This window comes from Pseudomonas pohangensis (assembly GCF_900105995.1).
Lineage (GTDB): Bacteria > Pseudomonadota > Gammaproteobacteria > Pseudomonadales > Pseudomonadaceae > Aquipseudomonas > Aquipseudomonas pohangensis.
The window spans coordinates 2,473,191-2,497,534 of sequence record NZ_LT629785.1 but is presented as its reverse complement, the minus strand read 5'-3'; the positions used below and the strand labels follow the sequence as shown (position 1 = coordinate 2,497,534).

At 60.8% G+C, this 24,344-nt stretch carries 24 protein-coding genes; 15 read left to right on the top strand and 9 right to left on the bottom strand.

Annotated features, from left to right (window positions below; translation table 11 throughout):
- Positions 1-6: 6 nt before the first annotated feature.
- Positions 7-345, top strand: coding sequence for a DUF5629 family protein (locus tag BLT89_RS11760; protein WP_090195466.1), 339 nt, complete (start codon positions 7-9; stop codon positions 343-345).
- A 42-nt stretch (positions 346-387) separates the two neighbouring features.
- Here the strand turns inward: BLT89_RS11760 and BLT89_RS11755 are convergent, their stop codons facing one another.
- Positions 388-768, bottom strand: coding sequence for a MerR family transcriptional regulator (locus tag BLT89_RS11755; RefSeq protein ID WP_090195463.1), 381 nt, complete (start codon positions 766-768; stop codon positions 388-390).
- A 76-nt stretch (positions 769-844) separates the two neighbouring features.
- Here BLT89_RS11755 and BLT89_RS11750 point away from each other — a divergent pair, with 76 nt between their 5' ends.
- Entirely contained in the window at positions 845-1,900 is a 1,056-nt protein-coding gene (locus tag BLT89_RS11750) for an SDR family oxidoreductase (RefSeq protein WP_090195460.1), read from the top strand.
- Here the strand turns inward: BLT89_RS11750 and BLT89_RS11745 are convergent, their stop codons facing one another.
- Complete coding sequence (locus BLT89_RS11745; RefSeq protein ID WP_090195456.1) at positions 1,901-2,500, bottom strand: hypothetical protein; 600 nt, start codon at positions 2,498-2,500, stop codon at positions 1,901-1,903.
- Positions 2,501-2,828: 328 nt separating this feature from the next.
- Here BLT89_RS11745 and BLT89_RS11740 point away from each other — a divergent pair, with 328 nt between their 5' ends.
- On the top strand, positions 2,829-4,052 hold the full coding sequence (locus BLT89_RS11740) for an OmpP1/FadL family transporter (protein ID WP_157718857.1): 1,224 nt from the start codon (positions 2,829-2,831) through the stop codon (positions 4,050-4,052).
- 69 nt (positions 4,053-4,121) lie between these two features.
- Here the strand turns inward: BLT89_RS11740 and leuA are convergent, their stop codons facing one another.
- The 3 genes from leuA to BLT89_RS11725 form a co-directional block, all read right to left on the bottom strand.
- Entirely contained in the window at positions 4,122-5,792 is a 1,671-nt protein-coding gene (leuA, locus tag BLT89_RS11735; protein WP_090195450.1) for a 2-isopropylmalate synthase, read from the bottom strand.
- A 195-nt stretch (positions 5,793-5,987) separates the two neighbouring features.
- Entirely contained in the window at positions 5,988-7,367 is a 1,380-nt protein-coding gene (gene xseA, locus BLT89_RS11730) for an exodeoxyribonuclease VII large subunit (RefSeq protein ID WP_090195447.1), read from the bottom strand.
- 226 nt (positions 7,368-7,593) lie between these two features.
- Entirely contained in the window at positions 7,594-8,010 is a 417-nt protein-coding gene (locus tag BLT89_RS11725; protein ID WP_090195445.1) for an HPF/RaiA family ribosome-associated protein, read from the bottom strand.
- A 258-nt stretch (positions 8,011-8,268) separates the two neighbouring features.
- Between BLT89_RS11725 and guaB the strand changes: the two genes are divergently transcribed.
- Positions 8,269-9,738, top strand: coding sequence for an IMP dehydrogenase (gene guaB / locus BLT89_RS11720; protein ID WP_090195442.1), 1,470 nt, complete (start codon positions 8,269-8,271; stop codon positions 9,736-9,738).
- 174 nt (positions 9,739-9,912) lie between these two features.
- Positions 9,913-11,493: a glutamine-hydrolyzing GMP synthase gene (gene guaA, locus BLT89_RS11715; protein WP_090198970.1), complete on the top strand. Its 1,581-nt coding sequence runs from the start codon at positions 9,913-9,915 to the stop codon at positions 11,491-11,493.
- 94 nt (positions 11,494-11,587) lie between these two features.
- On the opposite strand, the gene BLT89_RS11710 is transcribed toward guaA, so the two are convergent.
- The gene (locus BLT89_RS11710) at positions 11,588-12,625 is read right to left on the bottom strand and encodes a GlxA family transcriptional regulator (protein WP_157718856.1); all 1,038 of its coding nucleotides are present in this window, start codon (positions 12,623-12,625) and stop codon (positions 11,588-11,590) included.
- A gap of 215 nt (positions 12,626-12,840) precedes the next feature.
- On the opposite strand from BLT89_RS11710, the gene BLT89_RS11705 reads away from it, so the two are divergent.
- Together BLT89_RS11705 and BLT89_RS17850 are read left to right on the top strand one after the other, a co-directional pair.
- Positions 12,841-13,479, top strand: coding sequence for an enoyl-CoA hydratase-related protein (locus BLT89_RS11705; protein ID WP_197673504.1), 639 nt, complete (start codon positions 12,841-12,843; stop codon positions 13,477-13,479).
- Between the two features lie 14 nt (positions 13,480-13,493).
- Positions 13,494-13,727 carry a Clp protease/crotonase-like domain-containing protein gene (locus tag BLT89_RS17850; RefSeq protein WP_197673503.1) on the top strand — a complete coding sequence of 78 codons (234 nt, stop codon included), beginning with the start codon at positions 13,494-13,496 and terminating at the stop codon, positions 13,725-13,727.
- A 135-nt stretch (positions 13,728-13,862) separates the two neighbouring features.
- Here the strand turns inward: BLT89_RS17850 and BLT89_RS17680 are convergent, their stop codons facing one another.
- A complete protein-coding gene (locus BLT89_RS17680) occupies positions 13,863-14,000 on the bottom strand; it encodes a hypothetical protein (protein ID WP_157718855.1) in 138 nt (45 codons plus the stop codon).
- A complete protein-coding gene (locus BLT89_RS11700) occupies positions 13,993-15,105 on the bottom strand; it encodes a glutathione S-transferase family protein (RefSeq protein ID WP_090195436.1) in 1,113 nt (370 codons plus the stop codon). Before BLT89_RS11700 ends, BLT89_RS17680 begins: the two co-directional genes overlap by 8 nt.
- 107 nt (positions 15,106-15,212) lie before the next feature.
- Between BLT89_RS11700 and BLT89_RS11695 the strand changes: the two genes are divergently transcribed.
- Positions 15,213-15,488 (top strand): hypothetical protein, encoded by a 276-nt coding sequence (locus BLT89_RS11695; RefSeq protein ID WP_090195433.1) that lies wholly within the window; start codon positions 15,213-15,215, stop codon positions 15,486-15,488.
- A gap of 68 nt (positions 15,489-15,556) precedes the next feature.
- On the top strand, positions 15,557-16,669 hold the full coding sequence (locus tag BLT89_RS11690; RefSeq protein ID WP_090195430.1) for an AraC family transcriptional regulator: 1,113 nt from the start codon (positions 15,557-15,559) through the stop codon (positions 16,667-16,669).
- A 101-nt stretch (positions 16,670-16,770) separates the two neighbouring features.
- Here BLT89_RS11690 and BLT89_RS11685 read toward each other — a convergent pair whose 3' ends face one another.
- Positions 16,771-17,862 (bottom strand): AraC family transcriptional regulator, encoded by a 1,092-nt coding sequence (locus BLT89_RS11685; RefSeq protein ID WP_090195427.1) that lies wholly within the window; start codon positions 17,860-17,862, stop codon positions 16,771-16,773.
- A gap of 71 nt (positions 17,863-17,933) precedes the next feature.
- On the opposite strand from BLT89_RS11685, the gene BLT89_RS11680 reads away from it, so the two are divergent.
- From BLT89_RS11680 to tadA, 6 genes are all read left to right on the top strand, one after another.
- On the top strand, positions 17,934-19,571 hold the full coding sequence (locus BLT89_RS11680) for an acyl-CoA synthetase (protein ID WP_090195424.1): 1,638 nt from the start codon (positions 17,934-17,936) through the stop codon (positions 19,569-19,571).
- 14 nt (positions 19,572-19,585) lie between these two features.
- The gene (locus tag BLT89_RS11675; protein WP_090195421.1) at positions 19,586-20,401 is read left to right on the top strand and encodes an alpha/beta fold hydrolase; all 816 of its coding nucleotides are present in this window, start codon (positions 19,586-19,588) and stop codon (positions 20,399-20,401) included.
- A gap of 27 nt (positions 20,402-20,428) precedes the next feature.
- On the top strand, positions 20,429-21,100 hold the full coding sequence (locus BLT89_RS11670) for a hypothetical protein (protein WP_090195418.1): 672 nt from the start codon (positions 20,429-20,431) through the stop codon (positions 21,098-21,100).
- Between the two features lie 29 nt (positions 21,101-21,129).
- Positions 21,130-22,290, top strand: a complete 1,161-nt coding sequence (locus tag BLT89_RS11665; protein ID WP_090195415.1) for a zinc-binding dehydrogenase — start codon at positions 21,130-21,132, stop codon at positions 22,288-22,290.
- Between the two features lie 69 nt (positions 22,291-22,359).
- Positions 22,360-23,730 carry a multicopper oxidase family protein gene (locus tag BLT89_RS11660; protein ID WP_090195412.1) on the top strand — a complete coding sequence of 457 codons (1,371 nt, stop codon included), beginning with the start codon at positions 22,360-22,362 and terminating at the stop codon, positions 23,728-23,730.
- Between the two features lie 103 nt (positions 23,731-23,833).
- Complete coding sequence (gene tadA / locus BLT89_RS11655; RefSeq protein WP_090195409.1) at positions 23,834-24,307, top strand: tRNA adenosine(34) deaminase TadA; 474 nt, start codon at positions 23,834-23,836, stop codon at positions 24,305-24,307.
- Positions 24,308-24,344: the final 37 nt, after the last annotated feature.

Sequence of the window (24,344 nt, the reverse complement as noted above, 5' to 3'; positions counted from 1 at the left end):
CACGCGATGACTGACGAAAGCCCGTACCTGCTGGACGAACTGGAAAACGCCGAACTGCTGGAAATCGACGGTCTGTATTCCTGGCAGTTCTCGCTGGATGAGACCGTGCTGGATCAGGCCGATGCAGCGGCCGAAGCCGACCTGCCGTTTGCCAGTGAGGCGATCCTGCTGCGCATCGAGTTGCTTGACGGGCGTACGCTGCGCAAATGGCAATTCAGCTACAACCAGGTGCTGGAGGCGCAGCATCAGAGTGCCGATGGCAGCTGGTTGATCGCCGATACACAGAAGAGTTGGCGCCTCAAGTGTCAGGCAGACATTGCGGCCAGCGCGGATAACCAGGATTGACCGGTTACGCCCGCTGGTTATGGCAGCCGGCAGGCTGCGGCTTCAGGTTTGCCCGGCTTTGGCCAGCTGCAGTTCGGCTGCGCTAAGTTCCAGGCGGGTTTTTTCGCTACGTAAAAAACGCCGCATTTTTTGCAGGGCGGCAATTTTTTCTTCGACTTCCTGCAGTTTCCTGCCGACCAGCAAGGCGCCCTGGGCGCAATCGATTTGCTGTTCACGCTGCGCCTGCAGGATTTCGCGAATTTCCGCCAGGGTGAACCCCATGCCCTGTGCCTGCTGGATAAAGATCAGATCAGTCAGGTTGCGCGGGTCGTAGTCACGGTAATTGTTGCCCCGGCGCTGCACGCTGAGCAGGCCGACACTCTCGTAGTAACGCAAGGTATGCCGGCTGGCACCGCTGCGTTGTTCCAGTTCGCCAATACGCATGCAAATTTTCTCTTGACTGTAGAGTTAGGTCGATAGTTTAGCCTGTTTCTGTCATCACTTCGTGGAGTCATGCAACATGAACGAACAGTGCTTTGTTACCGGCGGTACGGGATTTATCGGTCAGCATCTTTTGGCCCGGCTCACGGCCAAAGGCCATCCGGTCACGCTGCTGCTACGCAAGCCTGCGGCATTGCCGGCGTTGCAGTTGCTGGTGGAACAACATGGCGGCAAGGGCAGTCTGCTCACGGCAGTAGCAGGTGATCTGGCCAAGCCGCAGCTGGGGCTGGATGCGTCGGGTTTGCGACAAATGCAGCAGGCAAAAGTGGTGTTTCATCTGGGCGCGGCTTTTGCCTGGGGCTTGAGCCTGGAACAGGGCAGGGCCGTCACGGTGAATGGCGCTGTCCGCGTGGCGCAACTGGCGGCAGAACATGGCAGCCGGCTATTGATGGTCAGCGGTTTCATGCTGGAGAACCAGGCGCACCTGCAGCGCATCGGCATCGATTTGAACGACCCGCTGCAGACGGACTGGCCGGCGCTGTACCGGCGGGTGGGCGGCTATGAAGGCAGCAAGCTGGAGGCGCACTTCAGGGTGCTTGACTGCATGCATCAACTGGGTGGCGAACTGACAGTGGTACATCCGGCTACCGTTTGCGGTGATAGCCGCAGTGGTCACATCCTGCCGGCACAACCGCTGGCGGAACTGATCAGCAACCTGGCCAGCGGCAAGCTTTCCGCCATACCCGGTTCTGCGGCGCATTGGCTACCGCTGGTGCCAGTCGATTTCCTGGCCGCGTTGATGGTGGCGGCGGCGTTCGATCCGCAGCAGGTCGGCCGGCAGATTCTGGCCCTGGATGAGCGCACGCCGAATCTGGCGCAGATGCTCGAAGTACTGGCAGCTCCGCTGGGTGTACAAGCGCCCAGGCGCTTCTTGCCGATAGGGGTACTGCGCTGGCTGTTGAAAATTCCGGGCTTGCCCGCACTGCTGCGAACCAGCCCGGAATCACTGGACTTCATCCAGACCACACGTTTCGATACCAGCGCGACCAAGGCGCTGGCGGCCAGGCACCAATTGGCCTGGCCGGACTTGCAGCAGGCCATGCAGGCTACCGCGCGATTTGTGGCAGTCAGCTAGTCAGCCCGCCGGGCAGCCGGCATTGGTTTTCTTGCTGAGGATATAGCTGTCGTAAGTGGCATATTTATCAGACAGGATGACCTTTACCCCGGGATTCCGGCGGATGTTTTCCCGGTAGGCCAACAGGCTTGCATCGAAGGCCTGGCAGGCTTCGGCTAGCTGGTTGGCGGCGCCGTAAGCGAAGCCGAGATTGAGATTGACGTTGCTCAGTTCGTCGTAATGGTCACCTTGCGCCAACAGGTCTCTGGACTGGATGAAATACTCGACTGACTTGCTATAGCGCTGTGCATAGCTGGCGCTCTTGTCGCGAAAGCCGCCATTGTCTGCATAGTGCGCCCAGGCCGGGCCGGCCCAGAGGAAAAATATGCCGTACATGCGATAGCCATTGGCCAGGCAGTTCCGGTCTGCGCGTTGCTGGCAGATGTCGATCGCTTCGACGATAAAGCGCTCGGCCGGGATCGGCCGGTTCTGCTCGATCATCGCTTGTGCATCGCGCAGCTTCTGCTGCGGATCATCGGTCTGGATCACTCCGACGGCGGCGCAGCCGCCAAGGCCGAGTACGGTTGCGCCCAACACTGAAATCCTTTTCAGTTTTTTCATTTACCACTCCCTGGTTATGTTGTTTATGCCGCCAGTGCGGCTGCCTGTGGCAATGCCCGGTTGCGTGCACTGAACAGCGCCCGGAAGGGTAGTTCATGATTTCCACTGCGGCCAGCAAGCTGGACAGCAGCACTTTCTGGGGCGATCCGGAATACTGAGCGGGGTAAAGGCGCGGTACTTGTCCGATCCTGCCGAGTCCAGGTCCGGAGATAAGGACAGTTCCTGACTCCAGGGGGAGCTTGGCTATGTCCATCACAAAAGCGCCTGGGCGGGCGGTTATACTGTGCAGGCTTTTATAACTATCGACGGTTTTCTGGCTGAGGGCTTCATGCAGTTTTTACGACTCAGGGTGTTTGTGCTTGCGTTTATGAGCCTGGCAGCAATGCCGGCGCTGGCCGGCTCGGCAGGGTTCGCCGGCATTGCCGCCAGCGCCGACAGTGCCCAGACTGCCTCCGACAATCCGGCCGGGATGTCGCGCCTGGCAGAGCCGACAGCCAGTATCAGCCTGCTGCTGGCCAATGGTTTCGGCAAGTTCGAGGTGGATGAGTCTAAAACCACCACCAACGGCGGCGACCCGGACAATGACTTCAGCCCGGTGTTTCTGCCCCAGGCCTATTACGTCCGCCCGCTGAACGATGACCTGCATGTTGGCATATCGCTCACCGTGCCTTCGGGCTTCGGCTCGCAGTATGGTTCCGATTGGGCCGGGCGCTACTACGCCGACAGCTATTCACTGGTTTACGTTGCGGTAACGCCAGCGCTGTCCTGGCGCATCAACGAGCAATGGTCGGTCGGTACCGCGGTGGGTATCAACTACATTGCCTCGGAGTCGGAAGTGGCCATCAACACGCTGACACCGGGAGCGCCGGATGGTCGTCTGAAGGCTGACCTTGACGGGGTCGGGACCAACTTCAATTTTTCATTGCTGTGGGAAATGACCGGGAAAACCCGCTTCGGCCTGTCCTATACCAGCGAATCGAAAACCGAAATCGATGGTGATCTCAAATTTCGCAACGCCGGCCCGGTAATAGGCGGGCTGCTGGATAGAGGCATCCTGAGCGACAAGATTGAAGTCGAGCAGGTGATGCCCCAGCGCATCATCGGTGGCGTGTATCACGAGCTGGATTCGGGGGCGTTCATCGTGTCTGACCTTGCCTGGGTCGAGTTTTCCAAGTTCGGGGCCAATTCGATTACCCTCGATGGCGACAAGATTCATGTGGACGGCGGCGGCTTCAACAACTTCTGGGCAGGCACTCTGGGTTATGGTTTTCCCAAGAACAATGGCATGCGTTACACCATGGATACCTTCTATGTGCAGGCGCCGGTGGATGATGAAAACCGCACCCTGGCGCTAGCGCTGGATCGTATCTGGGGTGTGGGGGTAGGGGTGCATGTCGATCAAGGCAATGGACAAGACGTGGAGTTCAACCTGCACCTGGTCGATTTCGGCAAGGGGCCGGTGGATACGGGCCCTTCCGCCGTGCGCGGGCGGGTCGTGGGGGAAACCGAGAATCCCTATGCCCTGATTATTTCCGGGGTCTACAACTTCTGAGCCGCGGGTTATTGCACGGCCAAAATGAAAAACGCCGGGCATGCCCGGCGTTTTTGTCTGCGCACCCGATCAGGCTGCCTGCGCCTCGGCCTGGGCAATGGCGCGGTTCAGCGCACTGAACAGCGCACGGAAACTGGCCGTGGTGAGGTTTTCGTCGATGCCCACACCGTGCAGGGCACGGCCGCCGTTTACCCGCAGTTCGATGTAGGCAGCGGCCCGGGCGTTGGTGCCGGAACCGATGGCATGCTCATGGTAATCCATGATTTCCACCGCCGCCGGCAAGCCGGCGACCAGCGCTTCCAGCGGGCCCTTGCCGATACCGCGCCAGTGTTCGACGCTGCCGTCACGCAGGACCTGCACATCAACGGCGCTGGTGCCGTTGTCCTCCTGCAAGCGATGGCCCTGCAGGGCGTAAGGCGCAGTGGCCTGCAGGTATTCGCGCTGCAGCAGGCAATAGATCTGTTCGGCAGTCATTTCCAGACCGAGACGATCGGTTTCCTGCTGCACCACCTGGCTGAATTCGATCTGCATGCGCCGCGGCAGGCTGATGCCGTACTCCTGCTCGAGCAGGAAAGCGATGCCACCCTTGCCGGACTGGCTGTTGACGCGGATGACCGCCTCGTAGCTGCGGCCGATATCCGCCGGGTCAATCGGCAGGTACGGCACTTCCCAGATCCCTTCCGGGTCCTGTACGGCAAAGCCCTTGCGGATTGCATCCTGGTGCGAACCGGAAAACGCGGTGTGCACCAGATCGCCGACATAGGGATGGCGCGGATGCACCGGCAACTGATTGCATTCCTCGACCACCTTGCGCACGGCATCGATGTCGGAGAAATCCAGTTGCGGATCGACACCCTGGGTGTAGAGATTCAGCGCCACCGTCACCAGGTCGACGTTGCCGGTACGCTCGCCATTGCCGAACAGGCAGCCTTCAACCCGGTCGGCACCGGCCATCAGGCCCAGTTCGGTGGCGGCCACGCCGGTGCCACGGTCATTGTGGGTATGCAGGCTGATCAGCACGCTGTCGCGCTTATTGATGTGGCGACCGAACCATTCGATCTGGTCGGCATAAATGTTCGGCGTGGCGGCCTCGATGGTGGCCGGCAGGTTGAGGATCAGCTTCTGTGACGGGGTCGGCTGGAACACGTCGATCACCGCGTTGCACACTTCCACGGCAAAGGCGGTCTCGGTGGAGCTGAACACCTCGGGGGAGTATTCAAAGCGCCACTGGGTCTCCGGGCGCCCGGCGGTCAGGCGCTTGATGATCCGGGCGGCCTGCACCGCAATCTCGACCACACCGGCTTTGTCCTGGTTGAACACGATGCGGCGGAAGCTCGGTGCGGTGGCGTTGTAATAGTGGACGATGGCTTTCCTGGCCCCGTGCAGCGACTCGATGGTGCGGGTGATCAGATCCTCGCGCGCCTGGGTCAGCACCTGGATGGTCACGTCATCGGGGATATGCCCGCCCTCGATCAGGGTGCGCACGAAGTCGAAATCGGTTTGCGAAGCAGACGGAAAACCTACTTCGATTTCCTTCAGGCCGATGCCGACCAGGGTCTTGAAGAAGCGCAGCTTTTTTGCCGCATCCATCGGTTCAATCAGCGACTGGTTGCCGTCGCGCAGATCGGAGCTGAGCCAGATCGGCGCCTTGTTGATGACCTGGTCGGGCCAGCTGCGGTCGGGCAGGGCGATCGGCGGGAAGGCACGGTACTTGTTCGATGGATCTTTGCGCATGCTCATGGTGCAGTCCTGTTGCTTGGTGGGTTGCCGCGCCGGTGGATAGGCGGGCTATGGGCAAGACACTAGGCTGCGCATAAAATCATTGCAAGCAATGCTGAAAAATTGGAATTAAACGCTGAAAAATATAAATCTGCGCAATAAAAAATGCGTAAATCGCGATTTATGCAGAATAAATTCTATGGGTTTTTGTGGCTTTCAATCCAGCAGCGAGCCGGTTACCGGGGTCAGGTAATTGTCCTCGACCCGCACCAGCAGCTCGCCTTCAGCCAGGCGGGCATGCAGTTTTTGCCCGGGCCGGGTCTGCGCGGCGCTGCGGATGGCCTGGCCACGCGGGTCGAGCAGGATGCTGTAGCCGCGGCCCAGCGTGGCCAGCGGGCTGACCAGTTGCAGGCCGTGCACGGCAGCGCCGAATGCCTGCCGGCGCTGGGCCAGATCGCGCTGGATGGCACGCGGCAAACGTTCGCCGAGACTTTGCAGGCGCTGGCTGAGCAGGATCAGTTGTCGGCCGGGGTGTTGCGCCGCCAGACGGGCCTCGGCACGGGCAATTTTCTGCTGCTGCAGGTTCAGCTGCTGCTGCCAGGCGCGGCGCAGGCGCATGTCCAGATCATCCAGGCGCTGGGCCTGCTGGCGCAGACGCTCACCCGGATGACGCAGGCGCTTTGTGCTGCCGTCCAGTACCAGTTGCGCACGGGCCAGCTGGTTGCGCAGACGCATCAGCAGGCGCCGGCGCAGACTGTCGATGCGCTGCCGCAGATCGGAGTTGTCCGGTGCCAGCAATTCGGCGGCGGCAGAGGGGGTGGGCGCGCGCACATCGGCGACAAAGTCACTGATGGATACATCGGTCTCGTGCCCCACGGCGCTGACAATCGGTGTCAGGCAGGCGTCGATGGCGCGCGCCACGCTTTCCTCGTTGAAGCACCAGAGGTCTTCCAGCGAGCCGCCACCACGGGCCAGAATCAGTGCGTCGAAGCCTTGCCGGTCAGCCAGTTGCAGGGCGCGGACAATTTGCCCGGTGGCCTCGCGACCCTGCACGGCAGTGGGGATCAGGGTCAGCGCGACCTGCGGCGCACGGCGGCGGAATACGCTGATGATGTCGCGGATCACCGCGCCGGTCGGTGAGCTGATGATGCCGATGCGTTGCGGATGCTCGGGCAGGGCGACCTTGTGCGCGCTGCTGAACAGACCCTCGGCGTCGAGTTTTTCCTTGAGTGCCTCGAAGGCCAGACGCAGCGCGCCGTCGCCGGCAGGCTCCACGCTGTCGAGAATCAGCTGGTAATCGCCGCGTCCTTCGAACAGCGACACCTTGCCGCGCACCTTTACCGCCAGCCCGTCGCGCAAGGCTTCACGCACGCGTGACGCGTTTTGCCGGAACAGCGCGCAGCGCACCTGGGCCTTGCTGTCTTTCAGGCTGAAGTAAATGTGCCCGGACGCCGGTTTGGCCAGATTGGATATCTCGCCCTCGACCCAGACCTGGGCGAACACGTCCTCCAGCAACAGCCGCGCACGATTATTGAGCTGGCTGACACTGAGGATGTCGCGGTCGAGGTTGAGGCGCTGGAAAGGGTCTTTGAGCATGGCTGCATCTTACGGGAAATTGAACAGGCCTGGCCTGCTTTACCGCCCAACGACAGCCGGGTTGCTGTCATTTGCAGGCGCCGGCTTGCGGCGATCAAAGAGGCGGCTGAAGAGTTTTGCGAGCATGTCCGCTCCGGCAAAGAGGATCTGAAACAACTGGCGCCTTGCTCGACAGCAAAAAGCCGCAGGCGGTTTACACCGGCTGCGGCTTTTTAGTGGGCGTTAACTAAACGCTGCCGGCTTGCTGCTCGGCGAGGAAGTCCTGTTCCAGCATGCGGTCACGGCTTTCCATCGGGCCGTCGGTGTCTTCGGTCTGTGGCGTTTGCGGGCGTTTCTGGCGCAACTTGCCAAACAGGTGCTCGAGAGCGTGCTGCAGCTTTTCGATCGCACCGTCCATGGCGAAATCCACGGATTCGGCCCGGTGGGTAACGGATATGGGTTGGTGTCCTTTGGGGCGCGCCTCGATCAGGCAGCGCTTGTCATCGGCGCCGGCTTTGCCGGCATTGTCATCGTGCAGGTGAACCACAATTCGCGTGAGGTCTTCTTCAAATCGCTCCAGATGGCTGCTTACAGTGGCGCTGACCCATTCAATCAGGCGGGCGCTGCCTTCAATATGGTTATCGCTGTGAACCTGGATTTGCATACGCTTTCCTTCTTCAACTGTTTGCGAATAGCGTCGCGAGACGATGCGACACCCTCAGCCTACGCCATCCGTTTGGGCTGGGGAAAGGAATTTGCCGTTCTGTTGCAATCGGCAACACTCTTGCCGGTCAGGCCCGCAGGTCCGCGCCGGCTGCGGAAACATCAAGGTGCAATAGCCCGGTAGCTTATGGCTTTCGGTTAGGGGCTGGCGTGGGTATAATGCCGCGCTTCTTATTTTCCCGCTTGGGAGCCCCCCGCCATGCTGCGCATCAGCCAAGAAGCCCTGACTTTCGATGACGTTCTCCTGATCCCCGGTTACTCCGAGGTTCTGCCCAAGGACGTGAGCCTGAAAACCCGTCTGACCCGCGGTATCGAACTGAATATCCCGCTGGTTTCCGCCGCCATGGATACCGTGACCGAGGCGCGCCTGGCGATTGCCATGGCCCAGGAAGGCGGTATCGGCATCATTCACAAGAACATGACCATCGAGCAGCAGGCCGCCGAAGTGCGCAAGGTCAAGAAGTTCGAGGCCGGTGTGGTCAAGGATCCGATCACCATCGAAGCAGACGCCAGTGTCAGCGAGTTGCTCGAGCTGACCCGGTTGAACAACATTTCCGGTGTACCGGTGTTTTCCCACGGCCAGCTGGTCGGCATCGTCACTTCGCGTGACGTGCGCTTCGAAAACCGTCTGGATGCACAGGTGCGCGATGTGATGACGCCCAAAGAGCGTCTGGTCACCGTGGGCGAGGGTGCCGACAAGGACACCGTGCGTGATCTGCTGCACAAGCACCGCATCGAGCGGGTGCTGATTGTCGATGACGCCTTCAACCTGAAGGGCATGATGACGGTCAACGATATTGAAAAGGCCAAGGCCTATCCGCTGGCGAGCAAGGACGACCAGGGTCGTCTGCTGGTCGGTGCCGCCGTGGGCACCGGTGCCGATACCGAAGATCGCGTGGCGGCACTGGTGAATGCCGGGGTTGACGTGATTGTGGTGGATACCGCCCACGGCCACTCCAAAGGCGTGGTTGACCGCGTGCGCTGGGTCAAGCAGAGCTTTCCGGATGTGCAGGTGATCGGCGGCAATATTGCTACCGGCGATGCGGCCAAGGCACTGGCCGACGCCGGTGCCGATGGGGTGAAGGTCGGTATCGGCCCGGGCTCGATCTGTACCACGCGGATTGTTGCCGGTGTCGGTGTGCCGCAGATTTCCGCCGTGGCCAACGTTGCTGCCGCACTGGCAGGTACCGGTGTACCACTGATTGCCGATGGCGGCATCCGCTTCTCCGGCGATCTGTCCAAGGCCATTGTTGCCGGTGCTTCGGCGGTGATGATCGGTTCGATGCTGGCCGGTACCGAAGAGGCGCCCGGCGAAGTCGAGCTGTTCCAGGGCCGCTCCTACAAGGCTTATCGCGGCATGGGCTCGCTGGGCGCCATGGCGCAGAGCCAGGGCTCATCCGATCGTTACTTCCAGGATTCGTCTGCCGGTGCCGAGAAGCTGGTGCCCGAAGGCATCGAAGGCCGTGTACCGTACAAGGGCGCAATGGCCGGCATCGTGCACCAGATGATGGGTGGCCTGCGTGCCTCCATGGGTTACACCGGTTGTGCCACGGTTGAAGAGATGCGCACCAAGCCGCAGTTCGTGCGTATCACCGGTGCCGGCATGGCCGAGTCCCATGTGCATGACGTGCAGATCACCAAGGAAGCACCGAACTACCGCGTCGGATGATTTCCGAGCTTAACCGTAGGGGTAGGTTAGGCCATAGGCCGTAACCCACCAAACTGCCCACAGGGGCGGCTCAGGGTATGTCTGACGACATTCATGGCGGGTTACGCCGTTTCGGCTAACCCGCCCTACGGGTTTGTCCTGTTTCATTTGTGAAATTCGCTGAGAGAGATGGCCATGGCCCACCCAGATATTCACGCCCACCGTATCCTGATCCTCGACTTCGGTTCCCAGTACACCCAGCTGATTGCCCGCCGCGTACGCGAGATCGGCGTGTACTGCGAGATTCATCCGTTCGACATGGATAACGAGGCGATTCATGCCTTCGCGCCCAGGGGCGTGATTCTGGCCGGCGGTCCCGAGTCGGTGCATGAGGACAACAGTCCGCGCGCGCCGCAGGCCGTGTTTGATCTGGGCGTCCCCTTGCTGGGTATCTGTTACGGCATGCAGACCATGTCCGAGCAGCTCGGCGGCAAGGTGCAGGGTTCCGATGTACGCGAGTTCGGGTATGCCCGCGTCGATGTGGTTGGCAAATCGCGCCTGCTCGATGGCATCGAAGATCACATGGACGATGATGGTGTTTTCGCCCTCGACGTGTGGATGAGTCACGGCGACAAGGTCACCAGCCTGCCGGCCGGTTTCCATATTCTCGCCAGTACTCCAAGTTGCCCGATCGCCGCCATGGCTGACGACAGTCGCGGTTATTACGGTGTGCAATTCCACCCGGAAGTGACCCATACCAAGCAGGGCGGGCGCATCCTGTCGCGCTTTATCCTGGATATCTGTGCCTGTCAGGCACTGTGGACAGCGGCGAATATCGTTGAAGATGCCATCGCCACCGTGCGTGCCCAGGTGGGTTCAAGCAAGGTACTGCTGGGGCTGTCCGGCGGGGTGGATTCTTCGGTAGTGGCGGCCCTGCTGCACAAGGCCATCGGCGACCAGCTGACCTGCGTGTTCGTCGACAACGGTCTGCTGCGTCTGCACGAAGGCGATCAGGTAATGACCATGTTCGCCGACAACATGGGCGTCAAGGTCATCCGCGTCAATGCCGAAGACAAGTTCCTCGGCGATCTGGCCGGTATCAGCGACCCGGAACAGAAGCGCAAGGTGATCGGTCGCAACTTCATCGAAGTCTTCGATGCCGAAGCCACCAAACTCAAGGATGTCGGGTTTCTTGCCCAGGGCACCATCTACCCGGACGTGATCGAGTCGGCCGGTGCCAAGACCGGCAAGGCCCACGTGATCAAGAGCCACCACAACGTCGGCGGCTTGCCGGAAGACATGCAGTTCAAGCTGGTCGAGCCGCTGCGCGAGCTGTTCAAGGATGAAGTACGCAAGCTCGGTCTGGAGCTGGGCCTGCCCTACGACATGGTCTACCGCCACCCGTTCCCCGGCCCGGGTCTGGGAGTGCGCATCCTCGGTGAAGTGAAGAAGGAGTACGCCGACATTCTGCGTCGCGCCGACCATATCTTTATCGAAGAGCTGCGCAACTTCGACTGGTACCACAAGACCAGCCAGGCCTTCGTGGTGTTCCAGCCGGTGAAATCGGTTGGTGTGGTCGGCGACGGTCGCCGTTACGCCTGGGTAGTGGCCCTGCGTGCGGTGGAAACCATCGACTTCATGACTGCGCGCTGGGCGCACCTGCCCTATGAGCTGCTGGAGAAAGTCTCGAATCGCATCATCAACGAGATCGAAGGCATCTCGCGGGTAACCTACGATGTGTCGAGCAAACCGCCGGCAACCATCGAGTGGGAGTGATTTGGCGATAGGCGTTGTCCTGTGACGGCTTTTCAACCCGCTCACAGGGTTGATAGGGAACGTCTTGAGTCGAAAGGGTTTCACGCCAGACTGTTTACTTCGTCATGTTGGCGCGGTACTCACCCGGAGTGACTTTCAGCTTCTGCTTAAATATGCGGCAAAAGTAGCTGGCGTCTTCATAGCCTACCCGGTAGCTGACCTGGTCAACCCCCAAGGTACTGGTAGCCAGCAGTTGCTTGGCTGTCTCTAGGCGAATTCTTTGCAGATACTGCATTGGCGTTTCACCGGTTGCATCCTTGAAACGACGACGAAAGCTGCGCAGGCTCAGACACACTTTCTCAGCCACTTCCTCCAGCAGGAAGTCCGAGGAAAAGTTGGATTCCAGCCACTGCTGGGCTGTCTGTATCCGGGAATCCTTGTGTTGTTTTTGCTGGTCCAGCGCCAACTGGAACTCCACGGGCGCCCGGGGGATATCCATAAGAAAGTGGCGTGATACCTTGGCCGCCACGCTCACTCCCCAGAGCTTCTCCAGCAGGTAGATACCCATCTCAATGCCTGACGATACCCCGGCGGAACAGAACAGGTTGCCTGAGGAGGTGATGTTTTTTTCAGGTTGCAGGATGACTTTGGGGTAGCGTGACTTGAATTCTTCGATCATACGCCAGTAAACGGTGGCGACTTTGTTGTCCAGCAAACCGGTTTCAGCGAGCAAAAAGGCACCCGTGTGCAAGCAGGCAATTCTGGCGCCCTGTTGATGTTGCTTGAGTATCCACTCCACTGTGGTCCGGTGCCTGATGATAAGTTGCTCAATTTCGCACCAGATACCCGAGACCACAACCAGCTCTGTGCTGTCGATGTCCGTCATTGAGCAGTCGGGTTGGTACATTGAGCCGCTGAAGGTTCGCACCGGATCTCCGTCCTGACTGGCCACAACGACCTGCTTGCCGGGGCTGACTACTGCCGATGGTTCGGCATGCTGCTGCGCTACGGCACCGGCATGGAACATATCCCGTGTCATAACAACACTCATTTCCATCGAGCCATCAAAGGCCAGGATGGTGACCGTGTTCCGGCGAGGCGTGGGGCGGACAGTTCGCATAGAAAGGGGTAACTCCGACTCGCCGAGCGGCAAGGATGGCCAGGGGCTTGCCCGGGGATTTTACTGTACTTGGCCGTTTTGTCCTGTCGATGGGTGTTTTTGCACAGGGAAAGACCGGTTTATCAGCCCTACGATGGCTCCTGACTGAGCTACGCACTAGGCGAAGCTTTTAATTGCCAGGGTTTGCGGGATACTGAAACCGCTCGGCCGGGCAAGCGATACATAAACCCGAAATCAAGGAGCATCGTGTGGAAAAGCAGGCACTTTATTCAAAATCCGGAGCGATCGCGACGATTACGTTGAACCGTCCCGAGAAATACAACACCTTGCGCCCATCGCTTTTATCCGATCTGGAAGCCGCACTGCGTCAAGCGAACACAGACAATGAGGTCAAAGTGATCATCCTCGAAGGGGCTGGCGACGCCTTTTGCGCGGGCTTCGACTTTTCAGGGGGTTTGGAGCATTTTGGAGAGCATATAGAAGAAGCCACTTACGACCCTGGTATGGATGTGAATGCAGTGGTGAATCCTTATCTGTCCTACATGACACAGTTTATGGGCCTCTGGCGTGGCCTGAAGCCAACCATCGCCAAGGTGCATGGCTATTGCATGGGTGGTGGCTCGGAAATGGCGCTCTGTGCAGACCTTGTGGTTGCCTCTGATGACGCGCGCATTGGAACGCCTTACTCCCGCGTCTGGGGTTGTCACCTGTCGGGCATGTGGGTCTATCGCTTGGGACTAGCCAAGGCGAAGTATTATGCATTGACCGGTGAATCGCTGAGCGGCGAAGAGGCTGCTCGAATAGAGCTGATTAACCAGTCTGTTCCTTTGGAAGATCTGGATCAGCAGTGCAAACGCTTGCAGAGAAATTGGCGCGAATTCCGCTAACGCAACTGATGTCCATGAAACTGATTGTGAATCAGGTCTATGACAATATGGGCTTGCAGAGCACCCAGACACTAGGGCCGATTCTTGACGGCATCATGCGCAACACCCCAGAGGGACGCGACTTTGTCCGAGTTGCCAAAGAACAAGGAATCAAGACTGCAGTCACCATGCGCGACGCCCCGTTCAATGACTACAGTCAGGCGCCAAAAGATCAGCAACCGCGCAAGCGAAGTGAGCTAGGGCTCTAAGCGCTGCTAGTCGCCCGGCTATGCGCCGGGCATTCGGCCCTCTTCATGCTGGCGCCGCCCTATTTTGGAGGCATGAACTGCATTTAAGGGCTGTATTGCCGGTTGGCTTAATACCACGGTTGCTCAATGTTCTGATTAGCGCTCGGCTGTGCGCTGATGGAGTCTGCCAACGTCCTCCGGTGTTCTCCGATTGTCCGGTTGTGCCGGTGGCTGAAAGACGTTGATCTGCGTGTCACCGATGCCGTTGTCGTAGCTATCCTGGCGTTCACTCAATCCGCCCTGCGGCTAAGCCTATTCGGCGTACCCGTGGCAAGTCGAGTGCCAGTACAGCCTCGCCACCCACTGCTGCCAGCCAGCTGCGCACATCGGCGGCATCGCGGTCGGTCATCTGGCGATAGGCATCCAGCATTCTCTGCGCCATCCACACCGGGTAGGAAGCACCTTCACGCGTGAAAGTCCCGCCGGCCATCGGGTAACTGATCTGCGGCAGGTAGCGGGTTGCCTTGCGGCTGCCGGCAGGCACGATCGGCGTCTTGCGCAGTTCGGCGGCGCTGACGGCGAGCATCGGCAGCATCTCGTCGAATATCGAGCGCAGAGCCGGCAGCAGGGTGTCCGGCAGCCTGTCGTCGGCGAAGAACTCGCCGCGCGCTGCAGTCGGATCGAACATCCGCGCAATCCACGCCTTGAGGTGCGGGCGCGGGTCGATCAGTTCCCGCTTCGGCCAGGGGTCGCGGCCCAGGTGCGCATAGAGCGGGGCGATCAAGCCGAAATCACCCAGTGACGGGCGCCCGCCAAACAGAAAATCATGTTCGGCAAAGTGCGCGTCGAGGGCGTCGAGTTGTATCTGGGTAAAACGCTCGAGAAGCGATTTCTGTGCAGGGCATACGCCGATATGCACGGCTATTTTGCGCATCAGTCGGGCGTGATTGCGCCCCAGCAGGTTTTTCAGCCAGCGTGGCAGACTGGGCAGCAGGCCATCGCCGGCATCGCGCACAAACAGGGCCTCGTTCTCGGGGTAACTCCAGCGCGTGTGCATGGCAATCGGCAGCCAGAACTCGTCGCCCCATAGCTCGAACAGATAGGCCGCAAAACGCAATACAGCCGTGCCGGGCAGAACCGCAGACTGTGGAAAGCGCTTTTCCAGCTCATCGATAATCACGCTGCTGTCGAGCAACCATTCGCCTTCCGGAGTTATCACCACCGGCACGGCGGAAGCGCCGGTCTTGCGCGGAACGGTATGGAACAGTTCCCAGGCATTGGTGCCGCGTTCGACAAAGGGAATGCCCTTGTGCAGCAGATAGGCGCGGGTCTTGCCGCTGTAGAGAGACAGCTCGACACCGATCTGCGTGTAAACATCCTCTGCGGGGGTTCGTGTCATGGTGTCCTCTGTTTGCCACTGAACAGTGGTGAGCTGTCAGCCAGCCAGGTGTCAGGCTTGTCGTAGTTGTTATAGAGCAGGATGCGGTGCCCCTGCCGGTTTGGCCCATGGCCGCCGGCACCTTGCCATTGAGCTATGCAGGAATGCAGGGGCAGCCAGCCCCCGGTGTTGTTCTTGAACGCACTATGCGGGCCGCCGCTCAGCAGGCCCGGACATCGGGCTGGGGCTTCAAACCGGCCGGATTTTTCGCGTCCGGGGTGATTTCCGTTTCGCAGATGTTTTTTCGCTCTGGTGAGGCCGGGAGGCTTGCCTGGCATGCGGATACTAGGCATATGCACGGGCTGTTTCTTTGCAAATCCGGCATCTGCGCTTTAGGCTGCTGACTCTCGAGCGCTGACCTTTGAGCTGGCTGGCGCCAGATATTTCTGTTGCAACGTAGCGGGTTGCCAGCATGCACAGTTCGCCATGCGCCACAGTCACAGACGCTTCCTGCCAGCCTGCGGGCGAGCTGGCGGCGCCGCGCCAACCGGCAGGTGCGCTCAAGGACAGTGGTCTGGGCATTGCCCGGCTCGGTTCGCTGCAGGCATTGCCTGAGGTGCTGCAGCGCTTTGCTGTCGATTTGCCGCAAGTCCTGCAACGGGCGGGGCTGGCGGAGGACCTGTTTGCCGATCCGGAACGACGGATTGCCGCGGAGCCTCTGGGCCGGCTGTTCAAGGCCAGCACCGAGCTGACGGGTTGCGAGCACCTCGGTCTGCTGCTCGGCGCCCGCTTTTCGCTGGAGGACTTTGTCGAGCTGGGGGGCTTGTTGCGCAATTGCGCGACGGTCGGCGATGCACTGCAAGCCCTGTTGTTGCACCTGCATGCCCATGACCGCCTGGCTGCGCCATTACTGCTGGATATGGGCTCGTCGCGCGTGCTGTTGGGCTATTCGCCGTTGCGCCATGGCATGCATGCCCCGGATCAGTTGCAGGAAGTCGCGATCGGCATAGCCTTTCGTTTATTGCGCGAGCTCTGCGGCCCGGGCTGGAAGCCCCTGCAGGTGCAGTTTGCCCATGCCCGCCCGGGAAGTGTGAGCTTTCATCGACATTTGTTTTGTGCCCGTCTGTGCTTCGATGCAGAAGTTTCCGGCGTGGTGTTCGATGCCGCCTGGCTCAAGCAGGCGATTCCCGGCGCTGATCCCCGGCTGCGCGAGCAATTTGCCAGCGCGCTGTTGCAGCGGGAAGTCGCTACGCACCTGCGCTTCAGTGACCAGGTGGTGGTTGTCCTGCACCAGTTGTTGCTGGCACAGGACTGCTCAAGCGCCCGGGTTTCGGCATTTTTCGGCATTCAGCCGCGTACCCTGCGGCTGCGGCTGCGCAAGGAGGGTACGTCGCTGCAGGGACTGCTTGATCAGGTACGTTTCGAACTGGCCAAGCAGCTGCTGCAAAGCACCCATCTTTCGCTGCTGCAAATTGCCGGCACGCTCTGCTATGCCGATCAGGCGGTGTTCTCCCGCGCTTTTCGCAGCTGGGCACAGGTCAGTCCGCTGGCCTGGCGCAAGCTGCATTCAGGGGTGACTGAGTGATCAGGCACGGCAGGTTTTCACTGGTCAGCCAGCAAGCAGGGTGGGACTCCAGAATGCAGGCTCGCGGTACGCAGAAGGTGCCGCTGCTGCCGGCATCGGCGTTAGCGATTCTTGCGGTAGCTGTTGGGCGACATGCCGAACCAGCGGCTGCAGGAACGGTTCAGCGAACTCTGTTCGGTGTAGCCGAGCACTGAAGCGATTTCTGCCAATGGCAGTGCGGTCTCCAGTAGCAAGGTGTGGGCGCGCTGCTGGCGTACCCGGTCGACAACATCCTCGAAATAACTGCCCTGTCCGGCCAGCCGCCGTTGCAGGGTTCGCGGGTGCAGGCCGAGTTGTTCGGCGACCCGCTGCAGGTTACCGCCGCCGGAGGCCAGCTGGCGCTCGACCAGGGTTTCCACCTGGCGGGTGACATCCAGCGGGAAGCGCCGTACCAGATTGCGCAGAAAACGTTCTGCGGCCTCGCGCAGGCGGCTGTCCCTGGTATCGATGGGGATGTCCAGCAGGCGTTGCGGAATGCTCAGGGCATCTTCGGCCTGGCCGAAAGTGATGTGCTCGACCAGATAGTTGCGATAGCAGACGGCGCTGCAGCCTGGGGCGTGACGAAACTGCAGGTACCAGTCGCTGCCGGTCTCGCCGGTCAGGAGCTGGAGAAAGCCCAGCATGATGCTGTAGGAAAGTTCGATGGCCTGCCGGCGCGGCCAGTCATCGTCAAGACTGATCTGGTAGCTGATCAGCGTGTAACCGGGACGCAGAGGATCGGCTGCGACCAGCAGGCTGGCGTCCGGCGAGTGGTAGGGCAGGTGTCGGCCAACACCGGCCAATGCTTCGCCAACGGTTGCCGAGTACTGGGCTATCAGCGCCACCACGCCGAGAACGGTGATGTCCTTCTGCTGCCCCAGGCGCAAACCGAAGTCCGCCAGATCCAGGCTGGTGGCAGTGATGTCCAGCAGGCGGACGACTTTCTCCAGCTCGATGCAGTCTTCCGGATTTTCCAGTTCTTTAGTCGATAGCCCGACGCGTTGCAGCAGCGCAACGGGATCACCGCCGAGGCTGCTGGTCAGGCTGTCAAAGCCACTGAGGATGCGGGCGCGGATCAGGCTTGTGGGTGGCGCTGGGGTTTTATCGGGCATGTCATCAAGTGTAAAAGCGATGTCACGAAGTGCCAATACCGCACTCAATGGGTGATGCATCATCTACGCTATCTCCTGACTCCCGGTCGCCTTGCCGGGAATGGCATTCACAGGCTTGTTTGCGAGGATTCAAGATGACGCACCCATACAGCAGCGGACTGGACAAGAACGCAGCCAACCATGTGGCACTGACGCCGGTAAGCTTTCTCGAGCGCTCGGCGGGGATCTACCCCGATCACCTTGCGGTGGTGCATGGTGCACGGCGCTACAGCTGGCGCGAGACCTATGCCCGCTGCCGTCAGTTGGCCTCGGCACTGGTGAAGGCCGGTGTGCGTCGCAACGATACGGTGGCAGTGATGCTGTCCAATACGCCGGAAATGTACGAAGCGCATTTCGGTGTGCCGATGACCGGGGCTGTTCTGAACGCCATCAATACCCGACTGGATGCGGAAACCGTTGCTTTCATTCTGAACCACGGTGAGGCCAAGGTGCTGATCACCGATCGCGAGTTTTCCCCGGTGGTACGCGCGGCAATTCACGGAGTAGAACGTCCGCTGCTGGTTATCGATGTGTGTGACAGCGAGTACACGGGTGAAGGCGAGCGGGTTGGCGAGCATGAATACGAGGAATTCATCGCTGCCGGCGATCCGGCATTTGCCTGGCAGCCGCCAGAGGACGAGTGGGATGCCATCGCCCTGAACTACACCTCCGGTACCACCGGCAACCCCAAGGGCGTTGTCGTCCATCATCGCGGTGCCTATCTGGGTGCCCTGTCCAATCTGGTGTCCTGGGGCATGCCGCCGCAATCGGTGTACCTGTGGACGCTGCCGATGTTCCATTGCAACGGCTGGTGCTTCCCCTGGGGCATGGCGGCCAACTCGGGCACCAACGTCTGTCTGCGCAAGGTCGAGGCGCAGCCGATCCTGCAGGCCATTCGCGAGCACAAGGTCAGCCACTATTGTGGTGCGCCGATCGTCCAGGCCCTGCTGATCAACGCCCCGGCCGAAATGCGCCAGGGGATCGAGCATGAAGTGGCCGCACTGGTTGCAGGCGCTGCGCCACCGGTGGCGATCATCGAGGGCATGAGCCAGATCGGCTTTGACCTCACCCATGTCTACGGCCTCACGGAAACCTACGGACCGTCCTCGGTGTGTGCAAAACACGCGGACTGGCAGACGCTGGATCTGGAAGAGCAGGCGCGGCTGAATGCGCGTCAGGGTGTGCCCTACCATTGCCAGGAGGGCATCAGTGTGCGTAACCCGGAAACCATGGAAGAGGTCCCGCGCGATGGCGAAACCATGGGCGAGATCATGTTCCGCGGCAACATGGTGATGAAGGGCTATCTGAAGAACCCTACCGCCACCAATGAATCCTTTGCCGGCGGCTGGTATCACACCGGCGATCTGGCGGTGATGCACCCCGATGGCTACGTGAAGATCAAGGATCGCAGCAAGGATGTGATCATTTCCGGTGGCGAGAATATCAGCTCGATCGAGGTCGAGGATGTGCTCTACCGTCACCCTGCGGTGATGGCTGCCGCGGTGGTCGCCACGCCGGATGAAAAGTGGGGTGAAGTGCCCTGCGCCTTTATCGAACTGCGTGAAGGTCATGCGCCGACCGAGCAGGAGCTGACCGCCTTCTGCCGTGAGCGGCTGGCGCGCTTCAAGGTGCCCAAACAGTTCATTTTCGGCCTGTTGCCAAAAACCTCGACCGGCAAGATCCAGAAGTTTGTCCTGCGCGAGCAGGCCCGCTCTGCTTCGGCGATTGACTGAGCGGAGTGCCCATAGTGGACTTTCCGACGCAGAAGCTGCAGGTCAACGGCCTGCAGATGAATGTGCTGATTGCCGGTGAAGGTCCGCCGGTGCTGCTGGTGCACGGCTTCCCCGATACCCATCAGGTCTGGCGCAAGCAGATCGCGGTGCTGGTCGAGGCCGGCTACCGGGTGATTGCACCGGATACCCGTGGTTGCGGGGACTCGGAAATACCTGACCGGATTGCCGACTATCAGCGCGGCATTCTGGTGCAGGATCTGGTGGCTTTGCTCAATGTGCTGAAGATCGACAAGGTACGTCTGGTGGCCCATGACTGGGGCGCGGTGCAGGGTTGGCTGCTGGCCATGGCGCATCCCGAGCGGATCGAGCGCTATATCCCCCTGTCGGTCGGACACCCGACGGCTTACGGCAGTGGTGGTCTGCGGCAGAAGCTCAAGGGCTGGTATGTGCTGATGTTCCAGTTGCCATGGTTTCCCGAATGGCTGCTGACGGTATTTGACTGGTGGGTTTTTCGCACCTTTACCGCCTTTCCCGAGGAGTTTGCCCACTGGCAGCCGGTGTTGTCGCGGCCGGGACGCCTGACTGCCGGAATCAATTATTACCGGGCCAATGTGGATCTGATCCTGCCCAGGCAATGGCCCAAGGTCAGGGTGCCGGTGTCCGGCATTTTCAGTAGTGGCGACCGCTTTCTGACCGAAGGACAGATGCGCGACTCGGCCAACTATGTGGACGCGCCGTTCCGCTATGAAGTAATCAAGGGCGCCAACCACTGGTTGCAGGTACACGCCCCGGAACAAGTCAATCCTGTATTGCTGGAATTCCTCCGCTAACCCCACCCCTTCCCGGGAGCTTTACCCATGCGTCGCTTGCGCTTTGAAGCCATTCTGCTGGCCGTTTTGCTGGCTGTATTTCTATTCGCCAATCATCTGTTGAATCCCGGCAACAAGCTCAGTCAGGCCGAGGTGGATAACTACATGAGCAAGCTGGAGCAGGCGCCAGTGCCCAAGGAGGAGCTGGCACAGATGATCCTCCATATGCGTGCCTGGGCCGAGGCCGACGATGGCAAGCCGGTGTATATGCTCAACCTGATGCGTTACTTCCCGCAGCTGCGTGCGTTGCCCGAGGTGGCCAGCTTTCAGGGTTCTCCGGCCGAGGCCAATGCCTACTACGAAGAACATGTCATGCCGATCCTGTTTGCTCTGGGTGCTTATCCGCTGTTCGTCAGCGAATTGCAGGGTACGCTCCGGGGCAGTACGCCGAGCACCAATCTGGTCACCTTTGATCCCGCCGTGGACAACTGGAACAGTGTGCTGATCGTGCGCTACCCCAGTCGTGCAGCCTTCCTTGAACTGCTCACCGACCCGCAATACCTGAAGTATTTGCCGTACAAAACTGCTTCGGTGCTGGTCGCGCTGGCGCCAATGAAGGGCGACCTGATCCTGCCGCAGTTGGACTGGGCACTGGGTGCCGGTTTGCTGATCCTGTTCTTCGCTATTGCATGGCTGCGCGCCTTGCGTCGCGCCGCCTGAAGTCACCCACCAATTCCAGGGAGTAGTGCATGAAAGCAGTTGTCTGTCAGAACGCCGGGCTGAGCGTGGTCGATTTGCCGGAGCCGGTGCCGGCCACCGGCCAGGTGTTGCTGGAAGTGCTGCGCTGCGGCATTTGTGGCTCCGATCTGCATATGCGCCATCACTGTGACGAGTTCCGTGACGTGGTGCTCAAGGTGGGTTTCGATACGGTGCCGAGCAGTGCCGATCCGGTGGTGTTCGGTCACGAATTGTGTGCCGAGGTGGCCGAATACGGCCCCGGCTGTGACAAGAAACTCAAGCCCGGTACCCGCGTGGTGGCCCAACCCCTGTTGCGTGTGGGCAAGGACATTCATCTGGCCGGGTTGTCACCCAGGGCTACCGGTGCCTATGCCGAGCGCATGATTCTGCAGGAGTCGGCGCTGGTAGAGGTACCCAACGGCCTGTCTGCGGAGCTGGCTGCGCTCACCGAGCCCATGGCAGTGGCCTGGCACGCAGTACGCCGCAGCGAGGTGAAGAGGAGGGATGTGGCCATCGTCATCGGCTGTGGTCCGGTTGGCCTGGCGGTGATCTGCCTGCTCAAGGCTCAGGGTGTCGAGCACGTGGTGGCCAGCGATTTCTCTCCGGGCCGCCGTGCCCTGGCGCAGAAATGCGGAGCCGATGTGGTGATCGACCCGCGTGAGGGCTCGCCGTTTGCCGAGCGCCCCGGCGAGGATTTCATTCGCGGCATTCCGGCCCTGCTCGAGCTGTCGCTGGGTACCCGCGAGAAGCTCGGCAAGCTGCCGATACCCTGGCACATCGCCTGGCGTCTGGCGGAGAAGCTGGGCGCCGGTGCGCCCAAGCGTCCGGTGATTTTCGAGTGTGTCGGTATGCCCGGTCTGGTGCAGCAGATCATCGATGGCGCGCCGATGATGTCGCGCATTGTGGTGGCCGGCCTGTGCATGCAGGTTGATCGGTACGAGCCGGCACTGGCTATCCACAAGGAGATCGATCTGCGTTTCTGTTTCGGCCACTCGCCGCTGGAATACCGCGACACCCTGCACATGATTGCCGAGGGCAAGGTCAACTGTGCGCCGATGATCACCGGCCTGGTTGGCCTTGAAGGCGTAGCCAATGCCTTCGATGCGCTGAAGGATCCGGAGAAACACGCCAAGATCCTGATCGATCCGAAAAGCGCGGTGACCAAGGTTTGATGCCCGCGGTTGCTGGTTAGTGCGACAATCCCCATGGTGCCGTTTTGGGTGCTGTGAGGATCTGGTTTGATGAAGCTTTCACGCAGGCAAGTACTTGGCGGTCTGGCCGGGCTCGGGGTGGTCGGTCTGGGCGGGGGTGCCGTGCGCTATTGGCTGGCGCGGCCGGAGAACGTGGCGACCCACGATTACGAGCTGATTGCCGCACCGGTGGATGTCGAGCTGGTTGCCGGGCATGTGACGCCGGCCTGGGGCTATGGTGGTCAGGCCCCCGGCCTGGAGCTGCGCTGCCGGCAAGGCGAGCGTCTGCGTGTGCGCTTTATCAACCAGCTGCCCGAGCCGACCACCATCCACTGGCATGGCATGCGCCTGCCGCTGGCGATGGACGGGGTGCCCTATGTCTCGCAGTTGCCGGTGCTGCCGGGCGAGTACTTCGATTACGACTTCATCACCCCGGATGCCGGCAGCTACTGGTATCACCCGCACACCAGCAGCAGCGAACAGCTGGGGCGCGGGCTGGTCGGGCCGCTGATCATCGAGGAACGCGAGCCAAGCGGCTTCCGTGAGGAACGCACGCTGGTGCTGAAAACCTGGGCGGTGGACGAGCAGGGTGCCTTTGGCGCGTTCAGCGTGCCGCGTGAAGCGGCCCGTGGCGGCACCCTGGGACGTTTGTCCACGGTCAATGGCGTGCATGCGCCGCACATCGAACTGCCGGCCGGCGAGGTGGTACGCCTGCGTCTGCTGAATCTGGACAATACCGCCACCTACCGCCTGAACCTGCCCGGTGCCGACGCACGGATCTATGCCGTCGACGGTAATCCGGTACAACCGCGGCCGCTGGGCAAGGAATACTGGCTGGGTGCCGGCATGCGCCTGGATCTTGCGATAAGGGTTCCGCCTGCCGGTACCGAGCTGTCCCTGCGTAACGGTCCGTTGCGCCTGGCTACCCTGGTCAGCCAGCCGACAGCCGCCGCCGGCGCCGACTGGCCACTGGCACTGCCGGCCAATCCGCTGGCCGAGCCGGACCTGCAGCGTGCCGAAACCCTGCGCTTCAATTTCGAATGGAGTGCCGAGTTGTCCGGCAATGTGCAACAGGGTGCGGCCTACAAGCTCTGGCAGATCAATGGCCAGGCCTGGGACATTGCCGACAAGACCTGCGCCGAGCGGCCGATTGCCAGTCTCAAGCTGGGTGGTCATTACATCTTCGAACTGCGCAACATGACCCAGTACCAGCATCCGATCCACCTGCACGGCATGGCGTTCAAGGTGCTCGATTCCGATCGCCGGCAGATTATCCCTTACTTCACCGACACCTATCTGCTGGGCAAGAACGAGCGCGCGCGGATTGCCTTGGTTGCCGATAACCCCGGCGTATGGATGTTCCACTGCCACGTCATCGACCATATGGAAACCGGTCTGATGGCCGCCATCGAGGTCGCCTGATGCCTAAGCGGGGCAAGCCGGAGAATCGCCGCTTGAGCAGAGGCGGGGTGCGGGACAATCATGCTGCGCGCATTTCAGTCTCTGCATTGAATGGGAGAAAAGGATGACCAGCAGCGAGCGCTCGCGCGATGAACATTTCATGCAGCTGGCACTGGAGCAGGCGCGGCAAGGCGCTGCGCGGGGCGAGGTGCCGGTAGGTGCGGTTGTGGTGCACGCGGGCGAGGTGGTCGGCGCGGGCTTCAATTGTCCGATCAGTACCGATGATCCGAGTGCCCACGCGGAAATGGTCGCCATCCGCATGGCCGCCCGTACACTGGCCAATTACCGCCTGCCGGGCACCACCCTGTATGTCACGCTGGAGCCGTGCAGCATGTGTGCCGGGCTGATCGTGCATTCGCGTATCCAGCGTCTGGTTTACGGTGCCAGTGAACCCAAGGCCGGCGTGGTGGCCAGTCGCGGCGAATTCTTCACGCAGGAATTTCTCAATCACCGGGTGCAGGTCGAAGGCGGGGTGCTGGGCGAGCAGTGCGCGGCCGAGTTGCGCGAGTTTTTCCGGCAGCGGCGGTTGCAGTCGTAAGGTCAGCCCCGGACCAGACACCACCTGCTTTCGATAA